Here is a 15429-nt window from a genome sequence, read left to right as displayed (position 1 = left end):
GTCGTCGCTTGCGATTGATTTAGGGTTATCGGCCGTCGATTGGTTAAAATAACGTTTTTATCTCTTTCAAGACAATGCCATGACTGCCATGACCCAGGATCAACTCAAGCAAGCTGTTGCCCGCGAAGCAATTAAATACGTGGTGGACGGCCAGATTGTCGGCGTCGGCACTGGCTCTACCGCCAATTTCTTCATCGACGAGCTGGCCAAGATCAAGCACCGCATCAAGGGCGCCGTGGCTTCCTCGGAAGCGACCGCGGCGCGCCTGCGCGGCCATGACATCGAAGTGTACGACCTCAATCAGGTCGCCACCATGCCGGTGTATGTCGACGGCGCCGATGAAATCACAGCCGAGGGCGCCATGATCAAGGGCGGCGGTGCGGCGCTGACCCGGGAAAAGATCGTGGCCTCGGTGGCAGAGAAATTCATTTGCATCGCCGACGGCTCCAAGCTGGTCAAGGTGCTCGGCAAGTTTCCGCTGCCGATCGAAGTGATCCCGATGGCGCAGGCGGTAGTGGCGCGCAAGCTGGTCAAGCTGGGCGGCGAGCCGCGCCTGCGTTTCAAGGATGGGATTCCGCTGATTACCGACAATGGCAATGTGATCATCGACATGTTCGACCTGAAGATCACTGACCCGGTCGAACTGGAACGGCAAATCAACCAGATCACCGGCGTTGTGACGGTCGGCCTGTTTGCCCAGCAGGGCGCCGATGTGTGCCTGCTTGGCACGCCTGACGGCGTCAAGACGCTGACCTTCTAAGACTTTCTTCCTTACGGCACAGCCGGCGCGGGAAATCTGGTTTTCCGCGCCGGCTGCTGCTTGCTGCCAATTTCCCTTGTCTTACATTAGAACTTGTGACGCAGGCCGACGCGCAAGACGTTCTGGCTGCTGTCGTCCGCCGGCGAGTTGCTGTATGCGCCGTTGATCACGCCCGGATTGACGACGTCCTTGGAGCGCTGGTTGCTGTACATGGCGTACAGGTCGGTGCGCTTGGACAGGAAGTAGTCGACGCCCAGGTTCAACTGGGTAGTCTTGCCCTTGGTCGAGCCGGTGGTCTTGCGGCTGATATCGGCGCGGTCATGGATCACGCTGGCCAGCAGGTGCAGGTTGCCCGACAGCGTGTAATCCACTCCCAGATCGAAAATGTTGGCTTTGGTCGCGGTAGTGATGTTGACCAGGCCGGTGCCAGCCACGGCTGCCGCCAATGGACGCTTGGTTTGCGACCATGCGCCGTAGATCTTGGCTGGGCCGGCCTGGTAGCTGGCGCCCAGGGTGAAGGTCTTGAGATCGGTGTCGCCAGCCTTGCTTGGCAAGGCGTCAGCCGCCAGCTTGGTCTGGAAATACGCAAGGCCGATGCCGAACGGACCGTTGGCATAGTTGCCGCCAAGGCCGAACGCCTGGCCGGCGGATGTCTGGCCGGCTACTTCGCCGAAGCCGTAAAACAGGCTGCCGGTGAAGCCGCTCAGGTTGCTGCTGTCGTAGCGGATCGAGTTGTTGGTGCGGGCACCGGAAATGCGGTCCAGGTTGTTGAAGTGGCCGCCCTTGACGCCGTTGCCGCCGAAGGTCTGCACCGAGGTGTACTTGTTGCCGATGTCTTCCAGGAAATCGGTCTGACGGCCGATGGTGACCGTACCGAACGCGCCCGACAGGCCAACTACCGATTTGCGGTCGAACAGGGTGCTGGCGGTGCCGAATGAACCGTCATCCGCATTGAAGCCGTTCTCCAGATGGAAAATCGCTTTCAGGCCGCCGCCCAAGTCTTCCACGCCCTTGAAGCCGATGCGGGAAGTCGACAAATCGCCGGAATCGATGCTGAAGCGGCTATCGTTCTTGGCGCCGACCTTGCTGGTGTAGGTCAGGCTGGTATCGACCACGCCGTAGATGGTGACATTGCTTTGAGCGTGTGCATTAGCGCCGATCAGGGCGATGGCGGCTAGTGCGAATACAGTCTTTTTCATTTCTTCCCTTTGATATTTGTAAGTAATTTATCCTCGTGTCCGGCTTAAGAGGCGACGCAACAATTTGTTACTGTTGTTACTAATTGTTACTAACTGGACGGGCTAGATATTACCTGCCAAGAAGAAAAATGCACTTGTTTTTTGAAGAATTTTTTCAAATTGAATGACGTTGTATGTTTATGTTGTTTTTTGACAGTGGTTTATGACATTTATGACTGAACATATGATTTATTCGAGCAGGCGTATAGTGAGAGTTCGCTGTTGTCATTGATCGTGCCTGCCTGGTGCGCGGCGGTTGCCTGCAGAGCCTTGCTGGAGGTGCAGAAATGACGCATGGCACGCCTGTGCCGTGATTTTCAGGCGTCCCCGGTTTGTCGTTCCATATATCAAAAAGGAAATGTCATGCTGAAAGCTTCAGGATATGCCGCGCATAATGCGCACACGCCTTTGACGCCATTCGCCTTTGAGCGGAGGGAGCCTGGCCCTCAGGATGTGCAGATCGAGATCCTGTTTTGCGGCGTCTGCCACTCGGATCTGCATACCGCCCGCAACGAATGGCACAACACCGTCTATCCGGCGGTGCCTGGGCATGAAATTGTCGGCCGGGTGGTCGCGGTCGGCGCTCAGGTGAAACATTTCAAGGCCGGCGACCTGGCCGGCGTCGGCTGCATGGTGGATTCCTGCCAGCATTGTCCGAGTTGTGCCGAAGGGCTGGAACAATATTGCGAGAACGGCTTCACCGGCACCTACAACGCCGATGACAAGCATAGCGGCGGCGTCACTTATGGCGGCTACGCCAGCAATATCGTGGTCGACCAGAAATTCGTCCTGCATGTCTCGGACAAACTCGATCTGGCGGCCGTGGCGCCGTTGCTGTGCGCCGGCATCACCACCTATTCGCCGCTGCGCCGCTGGAAAGTCGGCAAGGGCCACAAGGTCGGCATCGTCGGCCTGGGCGGGCTCGGTCATATGGGCGTCAAGATCGCCCATGCGATGGGAGCGCATGTGGTGCTGTTCACTACTTCGCCAGGCAAGACCGAAGATGCCTTACGGCTCGGCGCCGATGAAGTGGTGGTCTCCAAGGACGCCGCGCAGATGGCGCAGCACGCCAACAGCTTCGATTTCATCTTGAATACAGTGGCGGCGCCGCATAACCTGGACACCTTCCTCAATCTGCTGAAACGCGACGGCGCCATGACGCTGGTGGGCGCGCCGGCTGAGCCGCATCCGTCGCCCAATGTGTTCAACCTGATCATGAAGCGCCGCACCCTGGCCGGCTCGCTGATCGGCGGCATCAGGGAAACCCAGGAAATGCTGGATTTCTGCGCCGAACACGGGATAGTCTCGGATATCGAAATCATTGCTATCCAGGACATCAATCAGGCTTACGAAAGAATGCTGAAGAGCGACGTCAAGTATCGCTTTGTGATCGACATGGCGTCCTTGCCTGCGGCTGCCTGATGGACTGAGCGGCCCGGCAAGGTATTTCCTTGCCGGGCCGCCCGGGTTCTATTGCTGGATGTGAAGCTGCAGATCAGGCAAACAAACGCAGCACGAGATTGTTGATCGCTGCGCCGCCGACGATCAGCCAGCCGAACAGGCAGGCGGCGAACAACAGGGGTTTGATGCCGGCCGTGCGTATCGATGAAAAATGGGTGGAGATGCCCAGCGCTGCCATCGCCATCGCCAGCAGCGCGTTGTCGGCATCGTTGACATGCGCCACCAGCGCGGTCGGCAGCGCGGCCAGCGAATTGATCGCCACCACCGCGACAAAACCGAAGGCGAACCAGGGAATCGCCAGGCGGCCGGCTTGTTTGGCGCTGCCGGCTTTGCCCGCACTTGACGATTTCTTCGCCACATAAGCCGACAGCAGCATCAGGAACGGCGCCAGCATCATCACCCGCACCATCTTGGCGATCACCGCGGTATTGGCGGCATCGGGACTGACGGCGCGTGCCGCCGCCACCACCTGGGCCACTTCATGCACGGTCGAGCCGGTGAATATTCCATAGGCCAGCGGCGAAGCCGCCAGGAACTGCCAGTGCAGGTTCAGCTGGTACAGCAGCGGATAGAGGAAGATCGCCAGCGAACCGAACACCACTACCGTAGCCACCGCCACCGTGACTTGCGCCGGATGGGCGCGCAGCACCGGTTCGGTCGCCATCACCGCTGCCGCGCCGCAGATCGAACTGCCGGCGCCGATCAGCATGGCGGTATTGCGGTCCAGCTTGAATACACGGGTACCCAGCAGCAGCGCCATGCCGAAGGTCGAGCACAGCACCAGCGCATCGATCAGCACGCCGCTCAGGCCGACATGGCCGATATCCTGGAAGGTCAGGCGGAAGCCGTACAGGATGATGCCCAGCCGCAGCAGGTTTTGCTTGGAAAAATTGACGCCTGGCGCGCAGGCCGGCGCTATGCGCTGATAGCCCAGGTTGCCGACCAGCATGCCTAGCACGATCGCCAGCGTCAAGGCGCTGAGGCCGTGCGCCTGCAGCCAGTCTATCCTGGCGGCGGCGATGGCGGCCGCGGCGATCAGGCCGCTTAATGCCAGGCCGGCCAACAGAGGTGACTGGGTCTTGGGTGTAGTGACAGCGCTTGCCAGCGTCGAGGTGTTCATGGTGGCTCCAATCTTGATGCGGCGCTTGAATGCGTCGGTATGGAAACCACTATAACTGGGCATGATTTAAAAGAAAAACTGATTAATTTTGTATAATTAACCTGTTTTATGAGTAGATTGCGATTTCCTTCCCGCAATCCTTCATTCTCTTGCCGCCAACGAGGTCAGCGACTATGCGTCTCACCATCCGACAATTGCAGATATTCCTGGCCGTGGCGCAATCCGGCAGCACCACCGCGGCAGCTGACCAGGTCGCCTTGTCGCAATCGGCTACCAGCGCCGCCCTCAACGAACTGGAAAACCTGCTCGACTGCCGCTTGTTCGACCGCGTCGGCAAGCGCCTGATCCTGAACGACAACGGCCGTCTGCTGCTGCCGCAGGCGGCGCAAGTGGTGGATGGCGCCAAGACCATAGAGCAGCAGTTCCTGATGCCGGGTATGGCGCAGGGCGGCGGTTTGCAGATCGGCTCCAGCACCACCATCGGCAGCTACCTGCTGCCGTCGCTGATTGCCTCTTACCGCGAGCAGCATAGCCAGCTGCAGGTGCGGGTGACGATTGCCAATACCGCCGACATAGTCGCCGCCGTGCTCAATTTCGAGGTCGACGTCGGCCTCATCGAAGGCCCCAGCCGTGCCGCCGACCTGCAGGTGGAGCCGTGGATGGTCGATGAGTTGCTGATCGTGGCTGCGCCGCAGCACCCTTTGGCTGCCGGCGGCAAGAAGATTGGCGTGGCGCAGCTGCGCGCGGCCGAATGGCTATTGCGCGAGCCGGGCTCCGGCACCCGAGAAGCGGTCGAGCAAGCCTTGCTGCCGCATCTGCACTATTTGCAGCAAAGCTATGAGTTCGGCAATTCGGAAGCGATCAAGCATGCCACCGCCGCCGGTCTTGGCATCAGCTGCCTGTCGCATGCGGTAGTGGCGGATTTCCTGCAGAGCGGACGGCTGGTGGAGTTGAACACCTCGCTGCCGCGCTTGCACCGGCACTTCTACTTGATCCACAGCAAGCACAAGATACTGTCGCTGCGGCTGATGCAGTTCCTGGCTTTTTGCCGCGGCTGGTCCTGAGCCGCCTGGGATTTCCCTGCTTTTCAAACTTCCTGCCGACGCCGGCTGGCGATTGCCGTTGGCTGGGAGGAGGTATTTCGCCTTGAAACGCATGCTGGCCGCGATACTCAAAAATTCTTCATGCTACTGATACCAAAATAGATATCGATCCCAATAAAAAAGTGATTAGTAAGACCAGCCAAGTGTTTTTACACTGGCTTCGGTATTTGTTCTCTTGGAAACGGCCTTGCAAGGGTGTCTAGAGACAGCTTATTTTCTATGTAGTAATATCGAAATAGATATCAAAATAATGAAAAAATTCATTTGTTTGATATCGGTGATGTTCGTAAGATAGCGAGGAAATCCACCAGGAAAGGTCTATATTGACAGTTTCGGCATTGCTGTTTGGAAAATACCATGCTGTACCCGCACAACTTCCATCGCTGACCGGACCAACCATGCAGTAGCAGTCGCTTCACCATGTTCTGACAGAAAATCAAAATAACTCAAGGAGACAAGCTGTGAAAATGATTAAAACAACGATTGTTGGATTGATGATAGGCATGTTCGGCCTGGTGTCCCATGCCAGCGCACAGGACAAGGGCCTGATCGGGATCTCGATGCCGACCAAATCCTCCGCCCGCTGGATCGCCGATGGCGACAATATGGTCAAGGTCTTCAAGGAAAAGGGCTACAAGACCGACCTGCAATACGCGGAAGACGACATCCCGAACCAGCTGGCGCAGATTGAAAACATGGTGACCAAGGGCGTGAAAGTCCTGGTGATCGCGGCGATCGACGGCACCACGCTGACCAATGCCCTGCAAAAAGCGGCCGACAAGGGCGTCAAGATCATCGCCTATGACCGCTTGATCCGCAATTCCAAGAACGTCGATTACTACGCGACCTTCGACAACTTCCAGGTCGGCGTGCTGCAAGCCAGCTATATTGAAAAAGCGCTGGATCTGAAGAGCGGCAAGGGTCCGTTCAATATCGAACTGTTCGGCGGCTCGGCCGACGACAACAACGCCTTCTTCTTCTACAACGGCGCGATGTCGGTGCTGCAGCCATACATCGACAAAGGCAAGCTGGTAGTGCGCAGCAAGCAGGCCGGCATGGACAAGGTATCCACCTTGCGCTGGGATGGCGCGGTGGCCCAGGCGCGCATGGATAACCTGCTCAGCGCCTATTACGGCAACGCGCACGTGGATGCGGTGCTGTCGCCATATGACGGCATCAGCATCGGTATCCTGTCCTCCCTCAAAGGCGTCGGCTACGGCACGCCCAAGCAACCTATGCCTATCGTGACCGGCCAGGATGCAGAGATTCCTTCGGTGAAATCTATCCTGCGCGGCGAGCAGCGCCAGACCGTGTTCAAGGACACGCGTGAGCTGGCCAAGGTCACGGCTGGCATGGTGGATGCGGAGCTGAGCGGCAAAACCCCGGCCATCAACGATACCAAGACCTATAACAACGGCGTCAAGGTCGTGCCTTCCTATCTGTTGAAACCGGTCAGCGTCGACGCCTCCAACTGGAAGCCAGTGCTGATCGGCAGCGGTTATTACACTGAAAGCCAGATCAAATAAGAATCGAGCGCATCGCCACGGTGCGATGCTTCAGAAGATCTTGTTTGGCCGGACCTTGCGATGCGCGCAGCGCTGTTGCAAGGTCCGTTTGTCACGCGCCAGCGCTGCTGTCATCGTCGTCGTACGCGGTATCAGGTAAGGGCAGTTCCGGAAACCACGCAGCAGGTTGATGGAGATTCCCGCAAGTGAGGTAATAAAGATGGAAACCATCCTGGAGATGCGCGGGATCGGGAAGACATTCCCGGGAGTCAAAGCATTAGACAATGTCAATCTGGTAGTACGCAGCGGCGAAATCCACGCCGTGGTCGGCGAAAACGGCGCCGGCAAGTCGACCTTGATGAAAGTGCTGAGCGGAGTCTATCCGCATGGCAGCTACACCGGCGATATCCACTATCAAGGGCAGACGCGAAAATTCGAAGGCATCGCCGACAGCGAAGAATGCGGCATCATCATCATCCATCAGGAACTGGCGCTGGTGCCCCTGCTATCAATCACCGAGAACATCTTCCTTGGCAACGAACAGGCCAGCCACGGGGTGATCGATTGGGAAGTCTCCTACGCCAAGACCAAGGAGCTGCTGGCGAAAGTCGGCCTCAAGGAATCGCCCAGCGCCCTGATCACCAACCTCGGCGTCGGCAAGCAGCAGCTGATTGAAATCGCCAAGGCGCTGTCCAAGCAAGTCAAGCTGCTGATCCTGGACGAACCGACTGCCAGCCTCAACGAAAGCGACAGCGATGCCTTGCTGGATCTGCTGCTGGAACTCAAGGCGCAGGGCATTTCCTCGATCCTGATTTCGCACAAGCTCAACGAGATTTCCAAGGTCGCCGATTCGATCACCATCCTGCGTGACGGCAGCACCGTCGATACGCTCGATTGCCACAAAGAGGTGATCAGCGAAGACCGCATCATCCAGAACATGGTGGGCCGCGAAATGGCCGACCGCTACCCCAAGCGCAGCCCGCAGATAGGCGAGACCATCTTCGAGGTCAAGCAATGGCGCGTGCATCACCCCATCCATCCGGAGCGGCAGGTGATCAAGGGCGTCGATTTCAACGTCAGGAAGGGCGAGATCGTCGGCATCGCCGGCCTGATGGGCGCCGGCCGCACCGAGCTGGCGATGAGCATTTTCGGCCGCGCCTACGGCCAGCGCATCAGCGGCAAGGTTTTTTTGCGCGGCAAGGAAATCGATGTCAGCACCGTGCAGAAGGCCATCGACAATGGCATCGCCTATGTCACCGAAGATCGTAAGGGCTACGGCTTGATCCTCGACCAGGATATCAAGAAAAATATTACGCTCGCTAATCTCGACGGCGTGGCGGACAAGACCGTGATCGATGAGGGGCACGAATATTCGGTGGCCGCGGACTATCGCCGCCAGCTGAAGATCCGCTGTTCCAACGTGTTCCAGAAAGTGCTCAACCTGTCGGGCGGCAACCAGCAGAAAGTGGTCCTCAGCAAGTGGCTGTTTTCCAACCCGGACGTGTTGATACTGGATGAGCCGACGCGCGGCATTGACGTCGGCGCCAAGTACGAGATCTATACCATCATCAGCCAGCTTGCCAGCGAGGGTAAATGCATCATCATGATTTCATCGGAAATGCCAGAACTGCTTGGCATGTGTGACCGCGTCTATGTCATGAACGAGGGAAATTTCGTCGGTGAGCTGACGGCGGCGGAAGCGTCGCAGGAAAAAATCATGCGCGCGATAGTAAGAAATGTAAAGAATGATGGAGACAACTGAAATGAACAACGAGATCGTCGCACCAGCAGCTAGCGAAAACCGGGCTCAGCCCCAGCCCACGCTGGACAAGAAAGACTACGCCGGTTTCCTGAAAAACAATATGCGCGAATACGGCATGCTGATGTCGCTGATCGCGATCATGGCGTTTTTCCAGTACATGACCAACGGCACCCTGATGGAGCCGCTCAACCTGACCAACCTGGTGCTGCAGAACAGCTACATCGTCATCATGGCGCTCGGCATGCTGATGGTGATCGTGGCCGGCCATATCGACCTGTCGGTGGGATCGGTGGTCGGCTTCATCGGCGCGCTGGCAGCGGTGCTGATCGTCAACCTGCATGTCAACTTCGTCCTCGCTAGCATCCTGTGCATCCTGGCCGGCGGCGTGATCGGCGCGGCGCAGGGATATTGGGTGGCGTTTTTCAAGATCCCGTCCTTTATCGTCACGCTGGCCGGCATGCTGGTGTTCAAGGGGCTCACGCTGGCGCTGCTGCAAGGGCAGTCGATCGGCCCGTTCCCAGACGATTTCCAGATGCTCAGCTCAGGCTTCATTCCCGATCTGTTCAATGGCATCGACCTGCGCATTACTTCCTTGCTGGTTGGCGTGCTGGTGGCGGCGATCATGATTTTCGTCAAGGTGCGCGCGCGCGCCAAGCAAAGCAAGCATGGCATGGAAGACGAACCTTATATGTTCTTCATCCTGAAAAACGCCATCTTCGCCGGCGTCATCATTTTCTTCAGCTACCTGCTGGCGTCCTACAAGGGCATGCCGAATGTGCTGATCATCATGTTCCTGCTGATGGTGGTGTACACCTTCGTCGCCAACCGCACTACCATCGGCCGCCGCATCTACGCGGTGGGCGGCAACGAGAAGGCTGCCAAGCTGTCCGGCATCAAGACTTCCAGGGTGTCGTTCTATACCTTCATCAACATGGGCATGCTGGCAGCGCTGGCCGGCCTGATTTTTGCGGCACGCCTGAATACCGCCACGCCCAAGGCCGGCACCGGCTTCGAGCTGGACGTGATCGCCGCCTGCTTCATCGGCGGCGCTTCGGCCTCGGGCGGCGTCGGCAAGGTGATGGGCGCGGTGATCGGCGCCTTCGTCATGGGCGTGATGAACAACGGCATGTCGATCATGGGCATCGGCATCGACTACCAGCAGGTGATCAAGGGCCTGGTGTTGCTGGCGGCGGTGTTTGTCGACGTCTACAACAAGAACAAGTAAGAACACAAATAAGCGCACATAATTCACGAGAAAGCCACAGATGACAGTCGATAAGAAACGCCCGCTGCGCTCGGCCGAATGGTTCGGCAGCAACGACAAGAACGGCATGATGTACCGCAGCTGGATGAAGAACCAGGGTATTCCGGACCATGAATTCCAAGGCAAGCCGATCATCGGCATCTGCAATACCTGGTCCGAGCTGACACCTTGCAATGCGCACTTCCGCAAGATCGCCGAGCACGTCAAGCGCGGCATTTCCGAAGCCGGCGGCTTCCCGGTCGAGTTCCCGGTATTTTCCAACGGCGAGTCGAACCTGCGGCCGACCGCCATGCTGACGCGCAACCTGGCCAGCATGGATGTAGAAGAATCGATACGCGGCAATCCGATGGATGCGGTGGTGCTGCTGGTCGGCTGCGACAAGACCACGCCGGCATTGCTGATGGGCGCGGCCAGCTGCGACGTGCCGGCGATCGTGGTCACCGGCGGGCCGATGTTGAACGGCAAGCACGAAGGCAAGGACCTGGGTTCCGGAACCGCCGTCTGGCAGCTGAGCGAAGCGGTCAAGGGCGGCCAGATCAGCATGCACCAGTTCCTGGCGGCGGAATCCGGCATGTCGCGTTCGGCCGGCACCTGCAACACCATGGGCACTGCTTCGACCATGGCATGCATGGCCGAAGCGCTGGGCACATCGTTGCCGCATAACGCCGCGATTCCGGCGGTCGACGCGCGCCGCTACGTGTTGGCTCACATGTCCGGCATGCGCATCGTCGACATGGTGTGGGAAGACTTGCGCTTGTCGAAAATCCTCACCCGCGAGGCTTTTGAAAACGCCATCCGCGTCAACGCCGCGATCGGCGGCTCGACCAATGCCGTGATCCATCTGAAAGCCATCGCCGCCCGCATCGGCGTGCCGCTGGAACTGGAGGACTGGACCCGCATCGGCCGCGGCACGCCGACCCTGGTCGACCTGCAGCCGTCCGGCCGCTTCCTGATGGAAGAATTCTATTACGCCGGCGGCTTGCCGGGCGTCTTGCGCCGTCTTGGCGAAGCCGGACTGCTGCCGCACAAGGATGCGCTGACGGTGAATGGCAAAACGCTGTGGGAAAACAACCAGGACGCGCCCATCTACAACGATGAGGTGATACGCGTCATCGACAAGCCGCTGATCGCCGACGGCGGCATCTGCATCCTGCGCGGCAACCTGGCGCCGCGCGGCGCCGTGCTCAAGCCATCGGCGGCGACACCGGAGCTGATGAAGCATCGCGGCAAGGCGGTCGTGTTCGAAGATTTCGACCACTACAAGAAACGCATCAACGATCCGGAACTGGATGTGGATGCGAGTTCGGTGCTGGTCATGAAGAACTGCGGCCCGAAAGGCTATCCCGGCATGGCGGAAGTCGGCAACATGGGTTTGCCGCCGAAACTGCTGGCGCAGGGAATCAAGGACATGGTGCGCATATCCGACGCCCGCATGAGCGGCACCGCTTACGGCACGGTGGTCCTGCACGTGGCGCCGGAAGCCGCTGCCGGCGGCCCGCTGGGGATCGTCGAAGACGGCGACTGGATCGAACTGGATTGCGAAGCGGGGCGCCTGCACCTGGATATCAGCGAAGCCGAGATGGCGCAGCGCCAGACCGCACGGGCGGCCATCAATGCCGGAACAGTCACCGCCCACAGCGGCTATCAGCGTCTCTACATAGACCGGGTGCTGCAAGCCGATGAAGGCTGCGATTTCGATTTCCTGGTCGGCTGCCGCGGCTCGGCGGTTCCCAAGCATTCCCACTAAGCAGGTAGGCAGACTGGATGGAGAAGTACATGTTGCTGGTTCAATTCAAGCAAGCCGACGGCCAGCGCCGCATCGGCGTACTGGAAGACGAGGGCAGGAAGATCCGCGCGATCGACGGCTATGCCTCGACCTACGATCTGGCGCAGGCGGCGATTGCCGCGCGCAGCACGCTGAAAAAGCTGGTCGACGCAGCATTGGGCGCCACCGAACTGGACTACGCCACGGTAGCGCGTGCCGGACGCCTGTTGCCGCCGTTGGACCATGGCGACAGCGCGCATTGCTACGTCACCGGCACCGGTCTCACGCATCTGGGCAGCGCCGACGGCCGCGACGCCATGCACAAGAAAATCAGCGATGTCGACACGCTCACCGACAGCATGAAAATGTTCCGCATGGGACTGGAGGGCGGCAAGCCGGCGGCTGGCCAGACCGGCGTCCAGCCTGAATGGTTCTACAAGGGCGATGGCAGCATCGTGCGCGCCGCCGAGCAGCCCTTGGGCATGCCGCAGTTTGCACTGGATGGCGGCGAAGAGCCGGAGATCGCCGCCCTGTACGTGATCGGCCCGGACGGCGCGCCTTACCGGCTCGGCTTCGCCATCGGCAACGAGTTTTCCGATCATGTCACCGAGCGCCAGAATTATCTCTACCTGGCGCATTCCAAGTTGCGCGTGTGCGCGGTCGGACCAGCCTTGCTGGTGGGCGACTTGCCGCGGCACGTGGCGGGCATGTCGCGCATCCGCGACGGCCGTGGCGAGGTGCGCTGGGAAAAACCCTTCGTCAGCGGCGAGGACAATATGTCGCATACGGTCGCCAATCTGGAATACCACCATTTCAAGTACCCGCTGTTCCGTCGCCCGGGCGATGTGCATATCCATTTCTTCGGCACCGCCACCCTGAGCTGTTCCGATGGTATCCAGGTGGCGCCCGGCGAAACTTTCGAGATCGACGTCGCCGCTTTCGGTCCGCCCTTGCGCAACCGGCTGGCGCTGGAGACGGTGCCGGCGCCGCAGATCCATCAGCTGTAAGCTAGCTATCCACATTCTGGGAAAAACATGAATATCACAGGCGAGTCGCTGATCGGCGCCTCCAGCATCAAGGGTGGCGGCGCGGATTTTTTTGCCTTCGATCCGACTGCCGGCAAGGATCTTGAGCCGGCGTTTCATACCGCCGGCAAAGCCGAAATAGACTGCGCCTGCGAACTGGCGCGCATCGCTTTCGATCCTTATCGCGCCACCGATCCGGAAACCCGCGCGCGCTTCCTGGAAAGCATCGCCCGCAACATCGTCGAACTGGGCGACCCGCTGATCGAACGCGCCATGCAGGAAAGCGGTCTGCCCAGGGCGCGCCTGGAAGGTGAGCGCGGCCGCACCGTCGGCCAGCTCAAATTGTTTGCGGAAGTGCTGCGCGAAGGTTCCTGGCAGGATGCGCGCATCGATCCGGCGATGCCGGAGCGCCAACCCTTGCCGCGTGTCGACCTGCGCTTGCGCATGATCGCGCTGGGGCCGGTGGCGGTATTCGGCGCCAGCAATTTCCCCTTGGCGTTTTCCGTGGCTGGCGGCGATACCGCGGCGGCGCTGGCGGCTGGCTGCCCGGTAGTGGTCAAGGTGCATCCGGCCCATCCCGGCACTTCGGAGCTGGTGGGCAGGGCGATCCAGCAGGCGGTGGCCGCTGCTGGCTTGCCGGAGGGTGTGTTCTCGCTGCTGACCGGTGTCGGTAACCAGCTTGGCGCGGAACTGGTGCGCCATGCAGCGATCCAGGCAGTCGGTTTTACCGGTTCGCGCCAGGGCGGGCTGGCGCTGATGGCGGTGGCTGCCGCACGTCCGCAGCCGATTCCGGTGTACGCGGAAATGAGCAGCATCAATCCGGTCTTCCTGTTGCCGCAGGCGCTGGCGGAGAAAGCCGATGCGCTCGCTGCCGGTTTTGTTGATTCGCTGCTGCTCGGGGTCGGCCAGTTCTGCACCAATCCCGGCCTGGTGCTGGCGCTGGCGGGACCGGATCTGGATCGTTTCAGTGCAACCGCAGCCGAGCAGCTGGCGCAGCGGCATGCCGGCACCATGCTGTCGGCGGGCATCCAGCGTGCTTATGAACAGGGTGTTGGCCGCCTGGCAGGCAATCCGCATGCACGCCAGCTGAGCCATGGCATCGCCAGCGATGCCGGCGGCAAGGGCGTGCCGGCCGTGTTCGCGGCCAGCGCCGAGGATTTCCTGGCCGATCCGCAATTGTCGGAAGAAGTGTTCGGTCCGGCTTCCTTGCTGGTCGCCTGCAAGGATGTGGCGCAGATGCGCGAGGTCGCCGAACATCTGGAAGGTCAGCTGACCGCGACCCTGCAGATGAGCGATGACGATCATGCGACGGCGCGCGAACTGCTGCCGGTGCTGGAGCGCAAGGTTGGGCGGATCCTGGCTAACGGTTTTCCGACCGGCGTTGAAGTTTCGTATTCGATGGTGCACGGCGGCCCTTTCCCGGCTACCTCGGACAGCCGCAGCACCTCGGTCGGCACGGCCGCCATCCAACGCTTCCTGCGGCCGGTGTCCTACCAGAACCTGCCGCAGGCGTTGTTACCGGCGGCGATACAGGATGGCAATCCGCTGGCGATCTGGCAACGCATCAATGGACAGCTGAAGAAATAAGCGGGATTTATCCGCGATACATCAAACAGGAGCAGACATGTCGGCGGTAAAGAATGTTGGAAGCGATAAGCTGGCGCATTTCCCCAGCTTGAAAGGCAAGAGCGTATTCGTCACCGGCGGCGGCAGCGGCATCGGCGAGGCGATCGTCAGTGCGTTTGCGGAACAGGGTGCGCTCGTTGCCTTTGTTGATATCGAGACGGCCGCCAGCGAAGCCCTGTGCCAGCGGCTGGCCGATGCCGGCTTCAGCAAGCCCTTGTTCCGTCATTGCGATATCCGCGATATCCCGGCCTTGCAAGCCACCATGCAAGACTTGGCGCAGGAGCTGGGCGATTTCGATGTGCTGGTCAACAATGCCGCCAACGATCAGCGCCACCAGTGGCAGGATGTCACCGTGGAGTATTGGAACGACCGCATCGCCATCAACCAGCGGCCGATGTTTTTCACTTGCCAGGCTGTCGCTCCCGGCATGCAGAAAAAGGGCGGCGGTTCGATCATCAACCTCAGCTCCATCAGCTGGCATCTGTCCAACGGCGGCTATCCTGTCTACACCACGGCGAAGGCGGCAGTGGTCGGCCTCACCCGCGGCCTGGCGCGCGATCTCGGTCCGCACAATATCCGCGTCAATACGGTCTCGCCCGGCTGGGTGATGACGGAACGGCAGATCGCCTTGTGGCTGGATGCCGCGGGCGAGGAAGACATCAAGCGCAACCAGTGCCTGCCCGGCAAGCTGCAGCCCTGGCACCTGGCGCGCATGGTGCTGTTCCTGGCGGCGGACGACAGCGCCATGTGCACCGCGCAGGAATTCATCGTCGACGCCGGCTGGGCCTGAGCGCCGCCGT

The 15429-nt window shown here is 60.0% G+C and carries 12 protein-coding genes; 10 read left to right on the top strand and 2 right to left on the bottom strand.

Features of this window, described 5'->3' with window-relative positions; all coding sequences use genetic code 11:
• Nucleotides 1–88: 88 nt before the first annotated feature.
• A complete protein-coding gene (gene rpiA / locus BCF11_RS02750) occupies nucleotides 89–760 on the top strand; it encodes a ribose-5-phosphate isomerase RpiA (RefSeq protein WP_098497290.1) in 672 nt (223 codons plus the stop codon).
• An 86-nt stretch (nucleotides 761–846) separates the two neighbouring features.
• Here rpiA and BCF11_RS02745 read toward each other — a convergent pair whose 3' ends face one another.
• Nucleotides 847–1959: a porin gene (locus tag BCF11_RS02745; RefSeq protein ID WP_098493381.1), complete on the bottom strand. Its 1113-nt coding sequence runs from the start codon at nucleotides 1957–1959 to the stop codon at nucleotides 847–849.
• A 402-nt stretch (nucleotides 1960–2361) separates the two neighbouring features.
• Between BCF11_RS02745 and BCF11_RS02740 the strand changes: the two genes are divergently transcribed.
• A complete protein-coding gene (locus tag BCF11_RS02740) occupies nucleotides 2362–3420 on the top strand; it encodes an NAD(P)-dependent alcohol dehydrogenase (protein ID WP_098493380.1) in 1059 nt (352 codons plus the stop codon).
• A gap of 73 nt (nucleotides 3421–3493) precedes the next feature.
• Here the strand turns inward: BCF11_RS02740 and BCF11_RS02735 are convergent, their stop codons facing one another.
• Nucleotides 3494–4579 (bottom strand): YeiH family protein, encoded by a 1086-nt coding sequence (locus BCF11_RS02735; protein WP_098497289.1) that lies wholly within the window; start codon nucleotides 4577–4579, stop codon nucleotides 3494–3496.
• Nucleotides 4580–4752: 173 nt separating this feature from the next.
• On the opposite strand from BCF11_RS02735, the gene BCF11_RS02730 reads away from it, so the two are divergent.
• The 8 genes from BCF11_RS02730 (at nucleotide 4753) to BCF11_RS02695 (ending at nucleotide 15419) form a co-directional block, all read left to right on the top strand.
• Nucleotides 4753–5643, top strand: a complete 891-nt coding sequence (locus tag BCF11_RS02730) for a LysR family transcriptional regulator (protein WP_098493379.1) — start codon at nucleotides 4753–4755, stop codon at nucleotides 5641–5643.
• Nucleotides 5644–6149: 506 nt separating this feature from the next.
• Complete coding sequence (chvE, locus tag BCF11_RS02725) at nucleotides 6150–7208, top strand: multiple monosaccharide ABC transporter substrate-binding protein (RefSeq protein ID WP_098493378.1); 1059 nt, start codon at nucleotides 6150–6152, stop codon at nucleotides 7206–7208.
• Between the two features lie 199 nt (nucleotides 7209–7407).
• Nucleotides 7408–8949, top strand: coding sequence for a multiple monosaccharide ABC transporter ATP-binding protein (mmsA, locus tag BCF11_RS02720; protein ID WP_098493377.1), 1542 nt, complete (start codon nucleotides 7408–7410; stop codon nucleotides 8947–8949).
• Between the two features lies 1 nt (nucleotide 8950).
• Nucleotides 8951–10174: a multiple monosaccharide ABC transporter permease gene (gene mmsB, locus BCF11_RS02715; protein WP_233212343.1), complete on the top strand. Its 1224-nt coding sequence runs from the start codon at nucleotides 8951–8953 to the stop codon at nucleotides 10172–10174.
• A gap of 40 nt (nucleotides 10175–10214) precedes the next feature.
• Nucleotides 10215–11960: an IlvD/Edd family dehydratase gene (locus BCF11_RS02710; RefSeq protein ID WP_098493376.1), complete on the top strand. Its 1746-nt coding sequence runs from the start codon at nucleotides 10215–10217 to the stop codon at nucleotides 11958–11960.
• Between the two features lie 29 nt (nucleotides 11961–11989).
• Nucleotides 11990–12985: an AraD1 family protein gene (araD1, locus tag BCF11_RS02705; RefSeq protein WP_098493375.1), complete on the top strand. Its 996-nt coding sequence runs from the start codon at nucleotides 11990–11992 to the stop codon at nucleotides 12983–12985.
• A 27-nt stretch (nucleotides 12986–13012) separates the two neighbouring features.
• Nucleotides 13013–14590, top strand: a complete 1578-nt coding sequence (locus tag BCF11_RS02700) for an aldehyde dehydrogenase (NADP(+)) (protein WP_098493374.1) — start codon at nucleotides 13013–13015, stop codon at nucleotides 14588–14590.
• Between the two features lie 37 nt (nucleotides 14591–14627).
• Entirely contained in the window at nucleotides 14628–15419 is a 792-nt protein-coding gene (locus tag BCF11_RS02695) for an SDR family NAD(P)-dependent oxidoreductase (RefSeq protein WP_098493373.1), read from the top strand.
• Nucleotides 15420–15429 lie beyond the last annotated feature (10 nt).

Origin of the sequence: Collimonas sp. PA-H2, assembly GCF_002564105.1 — a bacterium.
Lineage (GTDB): Bacteria > Pseudomonadota > Gammaproteobacteria > Burkholderiales > Burkholderiaceae_D > Collimonas.
The sequence above is the reverse complement of the archived record's forward strand: the minus strand, read 5'-3'. Positions and strand labels throughout refer to the sequence as shown.

Bases quoted from the DNA above. Each gene is read 5' to 3' on its own strand.
- mmsB (WP_233212343.1), top strand. From the start codon at position 8,951: ATGAACAACGAGATCGTCGCACCAGCAGCTAGCGAAAACCGGGCTCAG.
- mmsA (WP_098493377.1), top strand. From the start codon at position 7,408: ATGGAAACCATCCTGGAGATGCGCGGGATCGGGAAGACATTCCCGGGA.
- BCF11_RS02695 (WP_098493373.1), top strand. From the start codon at position 14,628: ATGTCGGCGGTAAAGAATGTTGGAAGCGATAAGCTGGCGCATTTCCCC.
- araD1 (WP_098493375.1), top strand. From the start codon at position 11,990: ATGTTGCTGGTTCAATTCAAGCAAGCCGACGGCCAGCGCCGCATCGGC.
- BCF11_RS02730 (WP_098493379.1), top strand. From the start codon at position 4,753: ATGCGTCTCACCATCCGACAATTGCAGATATTCCTGGCCGTGGCGCAA.
- BCF11_RS02710 (WP_098493376.1), top strand. From the start codon at position 10,215: ATGACAGTCGATAAGAAACGCCCGCTGCGCTCGGCCGAATGGTTCGGC.
- BCF11_RS02700 (WP_098493374.1), top strand. From the start codon at position 13,013: ATGAATATCACAGGCGAGTCGCTGATCGGCGCCTCCAGCATCAAGGGT.
- chvE (WP_098493378.1), top strand. From the start codon at position 6,150: ATGATTAAAACAACGATTGTTGGATTGATGATAGGCATGTTCGGCCTG.
- rpiA (WP_098497290.1), top strand. From the start codon at position 89: ATGACCCAGGATCAACTCAAGCAAGCTGTTGCCCGCGAAGCAATTAAA.
- BCF11_RS02745 (WP_098493381.1), bottom strand. From the start codon at position 1,959: ATGAAAAAGACTGTATTCGCACTAGCCGCCATCGCCCTGATCGGCGCT.
- BCF11_RS02735 (WP_098497289.1), bottom strand. From the start codon at position 4,579: ATGAACACCTCGACGCTGGCAAGCGCTGTCACTACACCCAAGACCCAG.
- BCF11_RS02740 (WP_098493380.1), top strand. From the start codon at position 2,362: ATGCTGAAAGCTTCAGGATATGCCGCGCATAATGCGCACACGCCTTTG.